The following is a 16,812-nucleotide window of genomic DNA, read 5'->3' on the forward strand; positions in this document are numbered from 1 at the left end:
TTGTCCAATCTCCTTGATTTAGCAGATTCCTTTAAATTTCTTTATCTACTTAAAATTATCCTGATAATCTTATAAGGTTCTCCTGAAAAGATAAAGAAACCAACCATAACTAAATTCATGGTCACAAACCAACTCATTAGTTTGTACCAAGTTTTATTCTTATGTTTCTTATAAAAAGTGCTTTTCTTTTGATAAATTTCAAATCCAGACATCAGAACGCCATGGTAAAATCCATAAGCGATATAGCTGACACTAATTCCATGCCAAAATCCCATGACTAGCATATTGACCATATAGGCATAGGCTGCATTGTGCAATCTATTCTTAAACCATTTTTTTCTGATAACCTGCATCAAAACTCTTGAAAATACAAAATCTCTCAACCAAGTTGACAAGGTGATGTGCCATCTAGTCCAGAAATCCTTGATATCAATACTCAAGAAAGGCTTATTGAAATTCATCGGTGTCTGAATGCCCAAAATATTACTGCTCCCAACAGCCATCAAACTATAACCCGCAAAGTCAAAGAACAGATAGAGTGTATACAAATACATATATTTGATTGAGTAGACAACTGTACCAGTATTGCTTAGAGCAAGCAGCATCTGGTAAATATAGGTTGATAGAACCACCTTGTAGAGAAGGCCTAGAACAATGCGATAAATACCATCACCTGCTAACTCTAGGTAGTCTTTTCTAGGCATGACTTCATTGATCTCTTTTAGAAATCTTCTGCTACGATCGATTGGTCCCGAACTAACTGTAGGGAAAAAGAGTAGAAACTGAAGATAATCTTTTACACTGATTTTTTCTTTGATTAAACCATCCGATATTTCCAGCATGATTTGGATAGTTTTAAAGGACATATAAGAAATCCCAATAAAAGCCAACAAATGTAGCTGGGTTAAGGCAAAGACTTTATTGACTACTAAAGGTAAAATGGATAACATAACCAGTGGCTTCAACCGTTTTGAATCCATTCTTTGTGCTATGAAAACCAGAAAATACTGGTAAATGATGAATGCCAGTAAATAAACAACCATGGCTTTACTCTTACCATAGATGGCTCCTGCAAATAAAATTGACAGACTTAAAATATAATAATCCTTACGCTTGCCAAAGTAGTTTAAAACAAAGCCAATCAGTAAAACTACAAACAATAGAAGGAAAAACTCATTCCCCTCAAAATAATTCATACTAGCCGAACTCCTTTATCATTTCATAATTCTCTACAGATAGATCACTACCTTAGTCATATCGAAATATGCTTTCTCATTATACCATACTTCCAAAAGTTTATTCCACTTGAATAACAAATATAGTTTATAAAAAGAGCCACACGGCTCTTCAAAAGTAGTCAACCCCTATCCATAATTAAAAATTGCCCCTATAGAGGTTGGTTACCATATAGTGAAAACTCTTAGAATTGCTGTTCTATGCTCTTTTTATACTCAATGAAAATCAAAGAGCAAACTAGGAAACTAGCCGCAGGCTGTACTTGAGTACGGCAAGGCGACGTTGACGTGGTTTGAAATTGATTTTCGAAGAGTATTAAGAGTTTTTTATTTTCTCTAATAATAGAAAAAGATTGAAGAAAATTGTCCAAAATTGACTTTTTCTTCAATCTGAGAGCCAGCTGGCTCTTTTTTATTTATGGCTTAATTTCTTGGTCAAAAAGTCTCCCAAGAACTGAATTGTAAAGATAATCAGGATAATGATGAGTGTCGCAAGGACTGTTACATCATGATTGAAACGGTTAAATCCATAGGCGATAGCTACGTTACCGATACCACCTGCTCCGACCGCTCCCGCCATAGCTGTTTCACCAACTAGTGAGATCAAGGTCACAGTTGTCACACGGATCAAGTCTGGTAGACCTTCCGATAGGTAAACACCTACGATGTCCCAGAAAGTAGCTCCGCTAGCTTGAGCTGCCTCGATGACACCGCCATCTAGCTCTGCCAATACCACCTGTACCTGACGAGCAAAGAAGGCAAAGACTGCAAAAGATAGGGGTACAATAGCCGCATTTGGTCCGATACTTGTCCCTACGATTAGATGAGAGAAGGGTGACAATACAGCCAAGAGAATGATAAATGGCACCGCACGGAAGATAGAGGTAATCTTGTCTAAAATCCAGAAAACAACTTTATTTTCCAAGACACCACCTGGAGCTGTCAAGACAAGGAAAAGCCCTGCAACCAGCCCTAGGAAACCTCCGATGATGAAGGAAAGAACCGTCATATAAAGGGTCAAGTAGATTGCTGTTCCCCAGCCAGCTTGACCAGACCAACCCATCTTATAGACGTTTGGTAAGTATGCTTTAATCAATTCTGCCATCTTACTGTCCTCCCTTCAATACTTTTAGTTGCACACCAGCCTGACGGATAGCATCTTGAGCACTTGCCAAGGCTTCTTTTTCTCCTGACAAGACAACCACAAGTTCACCCACAGGAGTACCATCCAAAATTTCAATGTTTCCATAGAGAATATTGGCTGTTACTTGGTAATGTTTGTACAATTCATTCAAAAGTGGCTCATCTGTAGAAGCTCCTGCGTACTTGAGTTGCACCAAGAGGCTATTCTCAGATAGGTGTTCCACGATTTCTTGTTTCTCAATCTTGACCATAGCTTCATCGATACCTGTCGCAGTCGAGATAAAGTCCTGAGTCAATGGTTGCTTAGGATCAGAGAAGATTTCAAGAACGGTACCTTCTTCAATCAATCGACCATCCTGCATAACAGCAACACGGTTAGCAATATCTTTGACAATCTGCATCTCGTGTGTAATCAGGACAATGGTCAAACCTAGTTTACGGTTCAATTCTTGCAAGAGTGACAAGATCTGTTTCGTTGTCTTTGGATCAAGAGCTGAAGTTGACTCGTCTGAAATCAAGATTTTTGGATCATTGGCCAAGGCACGCGCAATAGCCACACGTTGTTTTTGACCACCAGATAATTGTGAAGGATAGTTTTCGGCACGATCTGCAAGACCAACTAAGTCCAACAACTTAGCTACTTTAGCCTTCTTTTCTTCCTTGCTGAGGCCAGAGTGTTTGAGGGCAAAGGCTACGTTTTCCTCTGCTGTTTTCTGGCTCATCAGGTTAAAGTGTTGGAAAATCATCCCTATATCTTGACGTTTATGACGTAATTGCTCCGCAGTTAAGGTAACCTTGCCATCAAAAATTACATCATTGTCTACAGTAATTCGACCTGCAGATGGTTTTTGCAAGAGGTTAATCACACGAACTAGGGTTGATTTCCCTGCTCCAGAATATCCAACGATTCCGTAGATATCCCCTTCTTGGATGTGAATTGTCACATCCTTGACCGCTGTGATGGTTCTTTTCTTTTGGTGAAAAGTCACGTCGATCTGATCTAACTTGATAATATCTCTACTCATAGCTTCTAATCAGCTCCTCTACTAATTCAATATGGGTGTAATAATCTGCGATTCGCACATTTTCATCTCCACCATGGTCTCGGCTATTAGCATTTCCTAGACCAAAGGCAACCATAGGTACTTCTAAGGCATCAAAGACCGTATGCATAGGTCCTGTCCCTGCAGTTGTTGGCAAGACAGATACGCCCTGTGGATAGAATTTCTTGGCCAACTCAATAACATTGAGAATAGATGGTGCACTCATATCGCTTCGATAACTCATCTCACCCAAGGTATAGTATAATTCTACCTTATCAAAGCCGTTTTTGTCTAGTTGTTTCCGGATTTTATCCAAAACATCATGCGGGTCCAAGCCAGGAACCAAACGAACTTCTAGCTTGGCACTAGCCTCTGCTGGTAGAATCGTTTTAACTCCTTGCCCCTGATAACCAGACTGAATCCCTTCGATATTGAGTGCTGGTTCAAAGAAGAACCGTTTGAGAAAGGCTGTACGTTCCTCTTGTAAAAGTGGCAATTCCAAGCCATAAATCTGGCTGACTTCCTCTGGATTGCGTTGGGCATAGGTTTCAACCAAGGCTAACTCTCGTTCATTCGGCTCTTGTACTTCTTCGTACAGACCTTCAACCAAGATACGGCCATCTGCAGCTCGCAAACTGGTCAAGGCTTGAATGAGATACCATGGAGCTGACTCCACAATACCTCCATAGCTAGAGTGGATATCCACATCGGCACTCTTGACCTTGGCATCAAAAGTCACAATTCCCTTGTTTCCACCAGAGATTTCTAGCTGTTCCAAGGCATTTTTGGTTCCTTGTTCCCAGACCAATAAATCTGCACCACGAAGCTTGTTCGCATGTTTTTCTAGATATTTGTCCAAGTCCATAGAGGCAGATTCTTCTGCACCTTCCATGATGAAACTGATATTGACTGGTAGATCATCATGATGCTGCATGTATTTTCTAAGAGCACTCAAGCGGGCGGTGATATGTCCCTTGTCATCATCAACCCCACGTCCATACATGATGCCATCACGGACAGAAAGCGTAAATGGATCCTCTGTCCAGACTTGGTCGCCATCCGCAGGTACTGTGTCATAGTGGTTGTAGAAAATGATAGTCTTGGCATTTGGGCGTGAACTTTTAAAATGCGCCATGACAAAGGGTGCCGTATAACTCTCATCAATCTCGACCTCTGCACCTACACGCTTGAAGATTTCGCCTAGATAACGAGCCACCTCTTTAAGGCCGACTTGTTGGGCAAAGACTGATTTTTTAGAAATCAAGGTCCGCAACACTTCAAAGTAATGTTGCGCTACATGATCCTTTTCAAACTTTTCAATTTGTTCTTCTTGGCTAGGGAAAACCATTTTCTCTCTACCTTTCTACTAGGACTTGTACCTTTGGAATCAATACAAGTGGATGTTCCTTTTCTTTAGTCTCTATATAAAAGCAAGAGGTGGAAAAAATCTCTCCCACCTCCCTGTGTTTATTACCAAACTGGTTGATCCAAGCCGTCTGAAGTTTCTTCGATGACTTTTTTCACTTCATCAGTATGGTAAGCTGCGATAATTTTCTTGATTGCATCAGCTTTAGGTGATGATTCCCAATCTTTTTTCGCAACGATGATGTTGTACCATTGTTTTGAGTTTTCGTCAGCTTGCTCTTTAAAGAGTGCTTTCTTGTAGTCCAATTTTGCTTCTGTAACAAAAGTGTTGTTTACAACTGCAGCATCAACTGAAGTCAATGAACGAGCTGTTTGGCTAGCGTCCAACTCAGTGATTTTCAAGTTCTTTGGATTTTCTTTGATGTTTGCGATTGTAGCAAGTTCAGTTCCTGAAACATCCAATTTAATCAAACCAGCTGATTGAAGAAGGTAAAGGGCACGGCTTTCGTTAGTAGCATCGTTTGGAATTGCGATTTCACCGTTATTTGGGATTTCTTCCACTTTAGTGTACTTGTTTTCTTCCCCGTTTTTACCTGAGTAAAGGCGGATTGGTGAGATATAAGTATCTGCAATCGCTACAAGGTCTTTACCGTTTTCTTTGTTCCAGTTGTTCAAGAAGTTGTAGTGTTGGAAAGCGTTCAAGTCTACTTCACCATCAGCAGTTGCTTTATTTGGTTGTGAGTAGTCTGTAAACTCTGTGAATTCCAATTTAATTCCGTCTTTTTCAACCAATTCTTGGACTTTGTCCCAGCGTGCTTCTTCTGAACCGCTACGGTTAACAGTCGCAATTTTAACTGTAGTTGTATTGTCTGCTTTCTTGTCTGAATTTCCGCAAGCTGCAAGTGCAAGGCCTGCTACTGTAGCGATAGCTGCTACGCCTAACCATTTTTTGATTTTCATGATTCGTTCTCCTTTAAAAATAATACCGTACTAGTATCTCACAATTTGTTTGATTTCACAAATTGTTATTAGATAGTCAGATATATAGTTTTAAACTATATGTCTAAAAGTTACAAAATCATCCATCTACGAGAGAATGGATGATTTAAAAATTTATTTAATATCAGCTTCTGCTGGCAGATAAGAACCGCCAAAGAACTGTTGAGATAGCTTTTCAAGGGTTCCATCTTTATATAATTCTTGGATGCGTTTGTCCACAAATGCCTTCAACTCATCTTGACCTTTGGCAAGAAGTGGGTATACGTAAGGTTGTTGGTCGCTTGGAAGTTCGATAACTTTCAAGTTATCCAAACCTTGGTCCTTGATGACTGTCTCTACACCGATTTTATCAAAAATCTTGTAGTCAAATCGGCCATCACTCAAACGTACCATGATTTGTTGGAAGTCCCCTTTAACGTAGTTAAGGATAGTTGGGTTATCTGAGTGTTGTTTGTTGTAGTCTTCTAGCTGTTTAGCAGATGTTGTTCCTTGAACAACTTCTGTTGATTTTCCACCGATATCATCAAACGATTTGATGCTAGAGTCATCTTTTTTCACTACAAGAACGTTAGGGTTTTTAGCAGTTGGAGCTGCATAAAGGTATTTTTCAGCACGTTCTTTAGTGTAGCTGATGTTGCTAACAGCCATTTGGTAACGATCAGCATCAAGTCCTGCAAAAACACCTGACCACTCTGTCTTCTCAAACTTGACAGTATACTTGTCAGAATCTTTAAAGATAGCGCGAACCACTTCAATCTCGTAACCAGTCAATTCGCCATTTTCTTCATAGTTGAATGGTTTTGGTGTAGCATTGGTTACAACGATAATTTCTTTTTTACTAGATGTTGCTTCACCAGATGCAGCATCTTTCTTTTCACCGCCTGAGCAAGCTACCAATACACCTGCGGCTACAAGCCCTAGAGCAGCAAGTGATGAATATTTAACGATTTTTTTCATGATAAATCCTCCAAAATAGAATACAATCTTATTTTAACAGAAAAAAAGGAATTACGCTATTATATGATTTCTATATTTGTGATAGGTTTTCTTTATGGCTGATTAAAAGACCAAACGTAGGACTGCTATCAAGACCACTCCAAAGAGAACAGTCCCAACCAGATTACGGTAACGAAAGGCTACAAAAGCCGTTGGAAAGACTGCTAAAAAGTCTAACCACTTTATCTGCGGAAGGCTTCCAACTTTTCCTGTCACCACACTTGAAAGAATCAAGGCAAAGATAATAGAAACTGGTAGAAATTTCAAAAAACGCTCGACAATAGCAGGCAAACCCTTGTACTTGGCTAGGATAAAAGGAATCATTCTTGGAATCCAAGTCACCAGGCCAGAAAAGACAATTGCTAATAAAATATACTTACTGACCATCCAAGACCACCCCCATGGTACAACCTAGCAAGGTCGCAAACAGAACAGCTAATGACTGAGACACCACCGTCAAGAGCAAAAAGAAAGATACAGCTACAACTGCTAAAATTATGAAGAGATTGCGCAAAGGAATCCGTTTTTGCATAATCTGAAATTGGGAAGTAAAAATCCCAATAAACATCCCCACTAGAGCAAAATCTAAGCCAAAAATTTCTGGATTTGGTAGAAGTCCACCTAGAGCAGTTCCGACTACAGTTCCGACAAACCAAGCCACATAGCTGTTAAGGTTGTTCCCGTGCATCCACATAGGATTGACCTTATCCGTATGCACCAACTCACCCATCAAAACGCCATAGGTCTCATCGGTCAAGAGGCTGGACATGCCGATATTGTGCCAGAGACTTGTATGACGGAAATAAGTCGACGCATGCAAACTCAGCAAGAAGAGACGCAGATTAATCAAAAAGACCGTCATGGCAATGGCTGCCACAGGCGCTTGAACTGCTATCAAGGCTATCATGGCAAACTGAGCACTCCCAGCATAAACAAAGAGGCTCATCAAGCCCATCTCTACAGATGTCACATAGGGCGCACCGATAATCCCACAGGCAAGACCGATACTAACATAGCCCAGAGCTGTCGGCACCGCAGCCTGCACACCCTCCCAAAATCCTTTTTCTTTCATAGATTTCCTCACTAATCATTCCTTCAGCAACTGCTTTCCAAACAGTCACAGCAAACATTATTATAACATATTCGTAAAATAGAAAAAAGTCTGCTGATTGACAAGAACAGAAAAAGACTGGGAGGCCAGTCTTACGATGCAACTTATAAACTATTTTAGATTTAATACCCAAATACCAATAAACTGGCAATGATTAAAAATGTATTCCACAAGATATGAAGAGCCATTGGCCAATAAACTGAACGAGTATAACGAAATAGCATACAGAACAAGAGACCTGCTCCTGCATAAACGATGAAGTCTGTTAACACCCAGCCATACTGTAAAACATGGATAAGACTAAAGAGTGTGGAGGAAATGACGACATCTATATAGTGCTTTTTAAATTTGGACAATGCCGTCATCAGAAGCCCACGAAAAACTAACTCTTCAACGATAGGAGCAATGAGACTGCCATAGAGAATGCGCATTATAAAGTAACTAATTCCTGTCAAATTAGTAGCTTCTTTCATGATTTCGCTCCCATTTTGCGTGCTAGGAAAAATCAGAGTCGTTATATTTACCCACACAAACATCAGTATAAAGAAAAGAAAGAAGACACCCAGATAAGCCCAACGGAACTGGAAGCGACCGCATTCTTTCCAACCTTGACTCTTTACAAGAACCACTGTAGCAGCAATCCCCTCAAGGGCGATCAACAAAATTTGTAAGCCATAAAATCCAAAATCTGATAATTGGTTAACAAATTCTAACCTTGCTACAAAATTGAAAATTAAGTAATAGATGATTATTATCAAAACAGTTGACAAGTAGAATTTCGTTTCTTTCCTTTTCATCGTTGATCCTTTTAAGTTTTAGTTACACCATCTTCCAGCTAAACTTACCCAAATCCCTTTTATCCAATCAAAAGCACCGCAATTAGGACTTTTCCCTTGATTTAAGATTCTTAAAACCCACTAAAATAACAAGGGCAGAATTTGAGCAATGGCATTATCAACTATATGCAGTCCAATAGACCAATAAATAGACTTTGTCACTCTAAAAAAGACTGCCATTATTAGACCACCACCCATATATACGAAAAAGTCTGTCAATACCCAACCATGGTTACTGATATGCAAAATCCCAAATAAAGCAGCAGAAGCAAGGACATCCAGTCCCCACTTCTTCCCTTTTTCCAAAGCGGTCATCACCAATCCACGATAGATCATCTCTTCAAAAATGGGACCTGCAATCACTGGATAGAAAAAATACATCAAAAATGCAGTAAGACCTGTAAAAGTAGGAAGATCCAGTTGATAAGAAATTTCATTTTGGGTGGACGGGAAAATAAAAAATGTAACGAAATTCCAAACAAAAAAAGCTAGAAGAGCTAAAAAGAAATAGAAAAGATAGGACCATTTAAATTTTCTGCTATTGATTTGTTGCCATTTTCCTGACCAAATCATGGCAACAAGAGCAAGCAAAACTACAAGAAAATTTAATATCATATCCGAAAAGTAATAGCTAAAATCAGATAGACCAGCAGCCAAGTCGCTGTGTAAAACCAGACGGATGAAGAACTGGTCCGCAATGATAAGTAGAATGGCTACAAAAAAGTAGTAGCGTGAGATTATCTTTTTCATATATCACCCTTCTAAAATCCAAATACCAATAAACTAACAATAAGCAAGAAGGTATTCCATGAAGCATGTAAAGCTATAGTCCAATAAATAGAGCGTGTACAGCGAAACATCATGCAAAATATCAAGCCCATTACAAAGTAGAGTATGAAATCTGTCGTTATCCAACCATGCTGTAAAACATGCATAGCGCCAAATATGGCAGCAGAAACAAGAACATCAATATAGTAGTTTTTAAATTTAGACAAGCTTGTCATCAAAAAACCACGACACACGATTTCTTCTGCTATAGGTGCGATAAGGCTACCGTAGAGTACACGCGTAATAAAATAGCTAATTCCTGTCAAACTGGTGGCTACTTCCACTACCGTACTTCCATTTTGCGTACGAGGAAAGATACGTGTTGCTAGATTTGCCCACACAAATAATAAGAAAAAAGAAAGAAAGAAAACACCTAGGTAAGACCAACGAAACTGGAAGCGACCGTACTCTTTCCAATGTTCACTTTTGACAAAAATAATTGTAGATACAGTTCCCAGGATAAGTACCAATAAAACCTGGAATACATAGTAGATCTCATCAGACAAAGCTACAGTAAAATCTAAGTCTGGTATGACATTAAAAATGAAGTAATAGGTCAAAAGCAACAAGACAGTTGCTAGGTGAAATTTCATTTCTTTCATTTTCTTCATTTAATCAACTCCTATAGCATCCTACCTTCTACTACGCTTAAACAACTCACCTGTTGGATCTACAACCCAAGCAAAAGCACCACGACGAGGATTCTTCCCTTGATTTATGATTCTCAAAATCCTCTAAAACAGCAACGGGAGTATATGCCCGATACCGTTATAGACTATATGCAGTCCAATAGGCCAATAAATAGACTTTGTCACTCTAAACAAGACCGCAAATATAATACCGCCGCCCATATATACGAAAAAGTCTGTCAAGACCCAACCATAATTACTGATATGCAAGATTCCAAATAAAGCAGCAGAACCAAGCACATCCAGTCCCCATTTCTTCCCTTTTTCCAAAGCGGTCATCACCAATCCACGATAAATCATCTCTTCAAAAATGGGACCTGCAATCACAGGATAGAAAAAATACATCAAAAATGCCGTAGCGCCTGTAAAAGTCGGAGCAGCGAGTTGGTAAGCAAGTCCATTTTGGGTAGGTGGGAATAGGAAAAATTTAATAAAATTCCAAATAAATAAAGCAAGAAAAGCTAAAAAGGAATAAAAAAGATAGGATCCTTTAAATTTTCTACTATTGATTTGTTGCCATTTTCCTGCCCCTACCATAAAAATAAAAACAAGCAGAACCACAAGAAAGTTCAACATCATATCCGAAAAATAATAGCCAAATTTAGATAGACCAGCAGTAAAATCATTGTTTAAAACCAGACCACTGAAGTACTGGTAAGCAATGACAAGTAGAATGGCTACAAAAAAGTAGTAGCGTGAGATGATCTTTTTCATTTTTTTCTCCTATACTATGGAATGAAGACAGTATAACACGAAAAATTCCATATTTTAAAAAATCGCATATTTGACATTTTTTCTGGTAGGAATTTCACATTTGCGATTTCTAACTAATCGATAAGTGCTTTATACTGCTATAAGCGTAGTTCAAAAAGGGCTGTTAATTGTGGATTTTCTAATATTTGCAGAGATTGGATAAAGTGTTCAATCTCTTTTTGATTGCTTCCCTTGGTCTGAAGGAAAACACTCATTTTCTTTAAAAACTGCCACAGTAATTTCTCAAAAACATCGTACGGGCGAAGTATGCTCTCCAACTCGGCTTCAAAGATTGGGATGTAAGAGAAAAGTTTGCGCTCCATGAGCTCTGAGATGATATTTAGAAAGCAACTTTTCATATACAGTCTATTGTGTGCCAATTCTTTAAATTCCTTGGATTTTTCGAGTAAAGAGGTTGATAAAAAGATCAGATCTTGATTGCTTAAAAAAGCATAGTATTGCAAAAGATATAGAGTTCAAACCAGGTCCAAGACTCGATAGCATAGAGATAGGTGGTTAAAAACTCACTATCCTCCTCTGCTAGTGGGTAGCTTTTATCTAGTGAATGGATAGCATCTTTAATCACGATGGCATTCAAGCGACGATAGGTCTGCGCCATCTGTTCTTGCTCGACTTCCTCCAAGAGTTGCTCTAAACCAGCTATATCTTGATGGGCAAAGCGATCCACAAGCCTTCTACCAAATTTCATATGTGGAGATTCTTGGTAGTTGTTGAGCTTGTGACCAAACTCATCAAAGGTCACATTTATCCCTTGGATCGCTAGGATCAACTTATCCGCAGACAGCATGGACTGCCCTAGTTCAAACTTGGATCGCTGAGAGGCTGTTAGTCCTGCACAAGCCACATCTGACTGCTTGAGCTTTCTCGCCAGGCGTAATTCCTTGTAAAATTCTCCTAATTCCTGTTTTTCAATCATAGACAAACTCCCTTTTAAAAATTCCCTTTACTATTCTATTCGTAAAAACTTTTACTTTTTTAACATATTATAAAATATTTTAGCAAAAAAGCCAGCTTCAAGCTGACTTTTCATTCTATAGTATCAAAAGCGAGGCTAGGTTTGGCATTTAGCTCCAAGCCTGCAAAGTTTTCTTTGTTCCACTCGCTGACGCTAGCATAGGCAATCATTCCCGCATTGTCTCCGCAAAGTCGCAGAGTTGGAATGATAACTTTGACATCGGTAATTTCGGCTGCTAGACGTTCTCTAAGACCTTTATTTGCAGCTACACCACCAGCCACAACCAGGGTTTTAACAGGGTATTTTTCTAAGGCTTTCTTGGTTTTAGCCATGAGAATATCCATGACTGCTGCTTGGAAAGAAGCAGATAGGTCTTCCTTGGACAAGCTTTCTCCCTTTTGCTCAGCATTGTGGTGAAGATTGATAAAAGCAGACTTCAAACCTGAGAATGAAAACTCCAGATTGTCTTCCTTAATCATGGCACGAGGGAAATCATAAATATCCTGACCTTGGTGAGCTAACTCGTCAATCTCCCGACCTGCTGGATAGGTCAAGCCCATGACACGACCGACCTTGTCATAGGCTTCACCAACCGCATCATCACGAGTTTCACCAACAATCTTATAATCACCAGCCTCAGAAACATAGACCAACTCTGTGTGTCCACCACTGACTAATAGAGCTAGTAAGGGGAATTCCAAAGGCTCCACGCTCTGAGCTGCCATGAGGTGGCCAGCCATGTGGTTAACGGGAATCAGCGGAAGTCCATGTGCCCAAGCAAAGGCCTTGGCAGCTGACAAACCAACTAGTAAGGCTCCGACCAATCCTGGTCCGTAGGTGACCGCCACAGCTGTCACGTCCTCTTCCGTAATCCCTGCTTCTGCTAGCGCCTCCTCAATACAGGCTGTAATGACCTCGACATGGTGACGACTAGCTACTTCCGGCACTACGCCCCCAAAACGTTTGTGACTCTCAATTTGACTAGCAATGACATTGGACAAGAGCTCATCGTCGTTTTTCAAGACGGCGACACTGGTCTCATCACAGGATGTCTCAAATGCTAAAATATATCTATCCTTCATCTATTTCTCTCTTCATGATGATGGCGTCCTCTACTGGTTCATGGTAATAGGCCTTTCGCTCAGCGATGACTGCCATATTTTCTTTCTTGTAAAATGCTTGCGCTCGTTGATTTGACTTTCTGACTTCGAGAAAAATCTCTTTGTCTGTCGGTAATTGAGCAAATAAGACTGATGCTATCCCCTGCCCCTGATAAGCTTTCTTGACAGCGATTTGCAAGACTTCTGCTTCAAAAAGATTCTCCTGAATTGCTAGAAAACCTATCACTTCTTCCCCATCATAAGCTAGAGCATACCAAGTCTGGTCTTGGGACAGGTCTGCTTGGATTTGTTCCAGCGTCCAAGGACTGACTGGGTAAACATCCGTCATGACAGCGTAAATTGCCTGCGCCAAGTCAGGTTGCTGTTGGATTCGTTTGATTTCAATCATAGGCGTTTGATGTAAGATTCTCCAGACTCAGTGTGATTTTTGAGCCAGTTTTCCTCAGCTTCAACACGTTTGAGGTAATTTGGCACAAAGTCATGCAAGGATTCTGCTTCCTTATCCCAAGCCCAAAGAGCTAGATTAGCCGCATTTGGCAAGGTTTCCTGATAGTTAGCCTGTGGTAGTTGTTCTTGAATCTGCTCCACAAAGGCTCCTACTTCACCGACAAAAGTGACTTGTTCAGCATCTTTGACTTGCTCCAAAACTTCTGCAAAGGACAGATGCGCCTCTGGAAAGACAGGCTGAGCATTTTCATAAAATCCTGCGTAAACATTGTTGCGACGCGCATCCATCAAAGGTACTACAAGACCTACTTGCTGGCTTGGTACCAGAGCCAAAAGGCTAGACATCCCCACTAACTCAATGTTCAGGGTATGAGCCAAGGTCTTGGCAGTTGCTACCGCGATTCGCAAACCTGTGTAGCTACCTGGCCCCTCTGCTACAACGATTCGATCCAAATCTTTGGGCGTCAAATCTAGACTAGCTATCAAAAAATCGATGGCTGGCATAAGGGTAATACTGTGATTTTTTTTGATATTGATTGTCGTCTCGGCAAGAAGCTGCTTGTCCTCTAAAATGGCTAGAGACAGAGCCTTGCTAGACGTATCAAATGCTAATACTTTCATAACACATTCCTATCTTTTTGTCTGTTTACTATTATACTACAAAAGAAGGCGCATGGGAATTTTCTTTGTTTTGAAGCAAAAATGTCCTGCCAAACAGACAGGACAAGTACTTAAGCATTCAAACCAAAGTAAAATACAAGCCAAACCACATAGGTTACAAGAAGGAGGAAAATGGAATACAGTGTTACAAAGAGAATTTTCCAGTGTACAGCTGTTTTTCTATGTTCCAGCCGAACAAATACTAGATTGCCACCGTAAACACAGGCAACAAAAACAGCAAATACCAAGAGACGAATCGCGATAGCTAGTTGAAACATAGAGAGCCTCCTTTCTCCAATTCTAAAGGCAAATATTTCAAAATCATCATCTAACGAAAAGGAGCCCAAGCAGTTGTAGCAATATGTAGAATTTCCATCCAAATAGGTGAAACACAAAATCAAGCATAGCTAGTCCTCCTTAATCAAGAAAAACCTCTTTTCTAACTTTATTATAGCACTTGCATCGGATGTCTTCAAATACTTATACAAGGTATAATGAAACCCATTTCAAGCTCCTTACTTTCATGTTTCCTGCTTTTACTAATTCCCCTTTTTATGTTATAATTGAGATAATTGTAACGAATCAAGGTCAATAAAGACAAAAAATGAACTGGAATCAAACCAGCTTCAAACTGAGCATTTTTGAATATAGCTGACCTGAAAGCAGAAAGGAAACATATGATTTACAAAGTTTTTTATCAAGAAACAAAAGACCGTAGCCCACGTCGTGAAACAACACGCTCACTATACTTAGACATCGATGCTAGTTCAGAACTTGAAGGACGTATCGCTGCTCGCCAACTTGTCGAAGAAAATCGTCCAGAATATAATATCGAGTATATCGAACTCTTGTCTGACAAACTGCTAGACTACGAAAAAGAAACTGGCGCATTCGAAATTACGGAGTTCTAATATGGCCTACACTCTTAAACCAGAAGAAGTCGGCGTTTTTGCCATTGGTGGTCTAGGAGAAATCGGAAAAAACACATATGGTATCGAATACCAAGACGAAATCATCATCGTTGATGCAGGGATTAAATTCCCTGAGGATGACCTACTTGGTATCGACTACGTTATCCCTGATTACTCCTACATTGTAGAAAATATCGACCGCGTCAAGGCTCTCTTGATTACACACGGACACGAGGACCATATCGGAGGGATTCCTTTCTTGCTCAAGCAAGCAAACATCCCTATCTATGCTGGTCCACTGGCCCTTGCCTTAATCCGTGGAAAACTCGAAGAGCATGGACTTTTGCGCAATGCTACACTTCACGAAATCAACCACAATACGGAGTTGACCTTTAAAAACCTTAAAGCAACTTTCTTTAGAACAACCCACTCGATTCCAGAGCCATTGGGAATCGTCATCCATACACCTCAAGGGAAAATCGTTTGTACGGGAGACTTCAAGTTTGACTTTACACCAGTTGGTGAACCTGCAGACTTGCACCGTATGGCAGCCCTAGGTGAAGACGGAGTGCTTTGCCTACTCTCTGACTCGACCAATGCTGAGGTTCCAACCTTTACAAACTCTGAAAAGGTTGTCGGCCAGTCGATCATGAAGATTATCCAAGGTATCGAAGGACGTATCATCTTTGCATCCTTTGCCTCAAATATCTTCCGTCTCCAGCAAGCAACGGAAGCCGCTGTCAAGACTGGGCGTAAGATCGCTGTCTTTGGTCGCTCTATGGAAAAGGCCATTGTCAACGGAATCGAGCTTGGCTACATCAAAGCTCCTAAGGGAACCTTCATCGAACCAAATGAAATCAAAGACTATCCTGCAGGCGAGGTTCTCATCCTCTGTACAGGTAGTCAGGGCGAGCCTATGGCAGCCCTCTCTCGTATCGCTAACGGAACTCACCGTCAAGTGCAACTCCAACCTGGCGATACTGTCATCTTCTCATCTAGCCCAATTCCAGGAAACACCACTAGCGTTAACAAGCTGATTAACATCATTTCTGAAGCCGGTGTTGAAGTAATCCATGGTAAGATTAACAACATCCATACATCTGGACACGGTGGTCAGCAAGAGCAAAAACTTATGCTCCGCTTGATTAAGCCAAAATACTTCATGCCTGTTCACGGTGAATACCGCATGCAGAAAGTCCACGCTGGACTGGCGGTGGATACTGGCGTAGAGAAGGACAATATCTTTATCATGAGTAATGGTGATGTGCTTGCCCTCACTGCAAATTCTGCCCGCATCGCTGGTCATTTCAACGCTCAGGATATCTATGTCGATGGAAATCGTATCGGTGAAATCGGCGCTGCTGTCCTCAAAGATCGCCGAGACCTATCTGAAGATGGTGTTGTACTGGCTGTCGCAACCGTTGACTTCAAGTCTCAAATGATCCTATCTGGACCAGATATTCTCAGCCGTGGATTTGTCTACATGAGAGAGTCCGGCGACTTGATTCGCCAAAGTCAACGCATCCTTTTCAATGCTATTCGTATCGCTTTGAAAAACAAAGATGCCAGCGTCCAGTCTGTCAATGGCGCTATCGTAAATGCCATTCGACCATTCCTTTACGAAAATACTGAACGTGAACCAATCATCATTCCGATGATTCTCACACCAGATGAAGAATAAGAAAAAATTCTCTGAAAT

Annotated in this window: 18 protein-coding genes and 1 pseudogene; 2 read left to right on the plus strand and 17 right to left on the minus strand. The window is 40.5% G+C overall.

Going from position 1 to position 16,812, the window contains the following annotated elements:
- Positions 1-41: 41 nt before the first annotated feature.
- The 17 genes and pseudogenes from dltB to O3611_RS04310 all read right to left on the minus strand — a co-directional run bounded on the left by dltB (position 42) and on the right by O3611_RS04310 (position 14,480).
- The gene (gene dltB, locus O3611_RS04230; protein ID WP_371607926.1) at positions 42-1,196 is read right to left on the minus strand and encodes a D-alanyl-lipoteichoic acid biosynthesis protein DltB; all 1,155 of its coding nucleotides are present in this window, start codon (positions 1,194-1,196) and stop codon (positions 42-44) included.
- Between the two features lie 451 nt (positions 1,197-1,647).
- On the minus strand, positions 1,648-2,340 hold the full coding sequence (locus tag O3611_RS04235) for a methionine ABC transporter permease (protein WP_004250431.1): 693 nt from the start codon (positions 2,338-2,340) through the stop codon (positions 1,648-1,650).
- 1 nt (position 2,341) lies between these two features.
- Entirely contained in the window at positions 2,342-3,403 is a 1,062-nt protein-coding gene (locus tag O3611_RS04240; RefSeq protein ID WP_371607927.1) for a methionine ABC transporter ATP-binding protein, read from the minus strand.
- Positions 3,396-4,769 carry a M20/M25/M40 family metallo-hydrolase gene (locus tag O3611_RS04245; RefSeq protein WP_371607928.1) on the minus strand — a complete coding sequence of 458 codons (1,374 nt, stop codon included), beginning with the start codon at positions 4,767-4,769 and terminating at the stop codon, positions 3,396-3,398. The genes O3611_RS04240 and O3611_RS04245 overlap by 8 nt, the downstream gene beginning before the upstream one ends.
- Positions 4,770-4,891: 122 nt before the next feature.
- Entirely contained in the window at positions 4,892-5,746 is an 855-nt protein-coding gene (locus O3611_RS04250) for a MetQ/NlpA family ABC transporter substrate-binding protein (protein ID WP_000694516.1), read from the minus strand.
- Between the two features lie 153 nt (positions 5,747-5,899).
- The gene (locus tag O3611_RS04255) at positions 5,900-6,742 is read right to left on the minus strand and encodes an amino acid ABC transporter substrate-binding protein (protein ID WP_049502808.1); all 843 of its coding nucleotides are present in this window, start codon (positions 6,740-6,742) and stop codon (positions 5,900-5,902) included.
- Between the two features lie 102 nt (positions 6,743-6,844).
- A complete protein-coding gene (locus O3611_RS04260; protein WP_371607929.1) occupies positions 6,845-7,168 on the minus strand; it encodes an AzlD domain-containing protein in 324 nt (107 codons plus the stop codon).
- Positions 7,158-7,853, minus strand: a complete 696-nt coding sequence (locus tag O3611_RS04265) for an AzlC family ABC transporter permease (RefSeq protein ID WP_371607930.1) — start codon at positions 7,851-7,853, stop codon at positions 7,158-7,160. Before O3611_RS04265 ends, O3611_RS04260 begins: the two co-directional genes overlap by 11 nt.
- Positions 7,854-8,014: 161 nt before the next feature.
- Entirely contained in the window at positions 8,015-8,689 is a 675-nt protein-coding gene (locus O3611_RS04270) for a type II CAAX endopeptidase family protein (protein ID WP_281335529.1), read from the minus strand.
- A gap of 120 nt (positions 8,690-8,809) precedes the next feature.
- Entirely contained in the window at positions 8,810-9,478 is a 669-nt protein-coding gene (locus O3611_RS04275; RefSeq protein WP_281335530.1) for a CPBP family intramembrane glutamic endopeptidase, read from the minus strand.
- Between the two features lie 11 nt (positions 9,479-9,489).
- The gene (locus O3611_RS04280; protein ID WP_371607931.1) at positions 9,490-10,167 is read right to left on the minus strand and encodes a lysostaphin resistance A-like protein; all 678 of its coding nucleotides are present in this window, start codon (positions 10,165-10,167) and stop codon (positions 9,490-9,492) included.
- Positions 10,168-10,290: 123 nt separating this feature from the next.
- Positions 10,291-10,959, minus strand: coding sequence for a lysostaphin resistance A-like protein (locus tag O3611_RS04285; RefSeq protein WP_371607932.1), 669 nt, complete (start codon positions 10,957-10,959; stop codon positions 10,291-10,293).
- Positions 10,960-11,096: 137 nt separating this feature from the next.
- Positions 11,097-11,935 (minus strand): annotated as a pseudogene (locus O3611_RS04290) (MutR family transcriptional regulator).
- A gap of 110 nt (positions 11,936-12,045) precedes the next feature.
- Positions 12,046-13,056 (minus strand): tRNA (adenosine(37)-N6)-threonylcarbamoyltransferase complex transferase subunit TsaD, encoded by a 1,011-nt coding sequence (tsaD, locus tag O3611_RS04295; RefSeq protein ID WP_153224601.1) that lies wholly within the window; start codon positions 13,054-13,056, stop codon positions 12,046-12,048.
- Positions 13,046-13,483 carry a ribosomal protein S18-alanine N-acetyltransferase gene (gene rimI, locus O3611_RS04300; protein WP_075232303.1) on the minus strand — a complete coding sequence of 146 codons (438 nt, stop codon included), beginning with the start codon at positions 13,481-13,483 and terminating at the stop codon, positions 13,046-13,048. The genes tsaD and rimI overlap by 11 nt, the downstream gene beginning before the upstream one ends.
- Positions 13,480-14,163 carry a tRNA (adenosine(37)-N6)-threonylcarbamoyltransferase complex dimerization subunit type 1 TsaB gene (gene tsaB / locus O3611_RS04305; RefSeq protein WP_075232302.1) on the minus strand — a complete coding sequence of 228 codons (684 nt, stop codon included), beginning with the start codon at positions 14,161-14,163 and terminating at the stop codon, positions 13,480-13,482. Before tsaB ends, rimI begins: the two co-directional genes overlap by 4 nt.
- A gap of 110 nt (positions 14,164-14,273) precedes the next feature.
- Positions 14,274-14,480, minus strand: coding sequence for a hypothetical protein (locus tag O3611_RS04310; protein ID WP_075232301.1), 207 nt, complete (start codon positions 14,478-14,480; stop codon positions 14,274-14,276).
- Positions 14,481-14,879: 399 nt separating this feature from the next.
- Between O3611_RS04310 and O3611_RS04315 the strand changes: the two genes are divergently transcribed.
- Both O3611_RS04315 and rnjA read left to right on the plus strand, forming a co-directional pair.
- A complete protein-coding gene (locus tag O3611_RS04315; protein WP_000639568.1) occupies positions 14,880-15,113 on the plus strand; it encodes a DNA-dependent RNA polymerase subunit epsilon in 234 nt (77 codons plus the stop codon).
- Between the two features lies 1 nt (position 15,114).
- On the plus strand, positions 15,115-16,794 hold the full coding sequence (gene rnjA / locus O3611_RS04320; protein WP_371607933.1) for a ribonuclease J1: 1,680 nt from the start codon (positions 15,115-15,117) through the stop codon (positions 16,792-16,794).
- The last annotated feature ends 18 nt before the right edge of the window (positions 16,795-16,812 follow it).

The sequence above is a fragment of the Streptococcus sp. 27098_8_91 genome (genome assembly GCF_041432385.1).
Classification (GTDB): domain Bacteria; phylum Bacillota; class Bacilli; order Lactobacillales; family Streptococcaceae; genus Streptococcus.

Coding starts and splice junctions, on each gene's coding strand:
- O3611_RS04255 (WP_049502808.1), bottom strand. CDS start 6,742: ATGAAAAAAATCGTTAAATATTCATCACTTGCTGCTCTAGGGCTTGTA.
- O3611_RS04260 (WP_371607929.1), bottom strand. CDS start 7,168: ATGGTCAGTAAGTATATTTTATTAGCAATTGTCTTTTCTGGCCTGGTG.
- O3611_RS04270 (WP_281335529.1), bottom strand. CDS start 8,689: ATGAAAAGGAAAGAAACGAAATTCTACTTGTCAACTGTTTTGATAATA.
- O3611_RS04235 (WP_004250431.1), bottom strand. CDS start 2,340: ATGGCAGAATTGATTAAAGCATACTTACCAAACGTCTATAAGATGGGT.
- O3611_RS04275 (WP_281335530.1), bottom strand. CDS start 9,478: ATGAAAAAGATAATCTCACGCTACTACTTTTTTGTAGCCATTCTACTT.
- O3611_RS04240 (WP_371607927.1), bottom strand. CDS start 3,403: ATGAGTAGAGATATTATCAAGTTAGATCAGATCGACGTGACTTTTCAC.
- dltB (WP_371607926.1), bottom strand. CDS start 1,196: ATGAATTATTTTGAGGGGAATGAGTTTTTCCTTCTATTGTTTGTAGTT.
- tsaB (WP_075232302.1), bottom strand. CDS start 14,163: ATGAAAGTATTAGCATTTGATACGTCTAGCAAGGCTCTGTCTCTAGCC.
- O3611_RS04285 (WP_371607932.1), bottom strand. CDS start 10,959: ATGAAAAAGATCATCTCACGCTACTACTTTTTTGTAGCCATTCTACTT.
- rimI (WP_075232303.1), bottom strand. CDS start 13,483: ATGATTGAAATCAAACGAATCCAACAGCAACCTGACTTGGCGCAGGCA.
- tsaD (WP_153224601.1), bottom strand. CDS start 13,056: ATGAAGGATAGATATATTTTAGCATTTGAGACATCCTGTGATGAGACC.
- rnjA (WP_371607933.1), top strand. CDS start 15,115: ATGGCCTACACTCTTAAACCAGAAGAAGTCGGCGTTTTTGCCATTGGT.
- O3611_RS04310 (WP_075232301.1), bottom strand. CDS start 14,480: ATGTTTCAACTAGCTATCGCGATTCGTCTCTTGGTATTTGCTGTTTTT.
- O3611_RS04245 (WP_371607928.1), bottom strand. CDS start 4,769: ATGGTTTTCCCTAGCCAAGAAGAACAAATTGAAAAGTTTGAAAAGGAT.
- O3611_RS04315 (WP_000639568.1), top strand. CDS start 14,880: ATGATTTACAAAGTTTTTTATCAAGAAACAAAAGACCGTAGCCCACGT.
- O3611_RS04265 (WP_371607930.1), bottom strand. CDS start 7,853: ATGAAAGAAAAAGGATTTTGGGAGGGTGTGCAGGCTGCGGTGCCGACA.
- O3611_RS04250 (WP_000694516.1), bottom strand. CDS start 5,746: ATGAAAATCAAAAAATGGTTAGGCGTAGCAGCTATCGCTACAGTAGCA.
- O3611_RS04280 (WP_371607931.1), bottom strand. CDS start 10,167: ATGAAGAAAATGAAAGAAATGAAATTTCACCTAGCAACTGTCTTGTTG.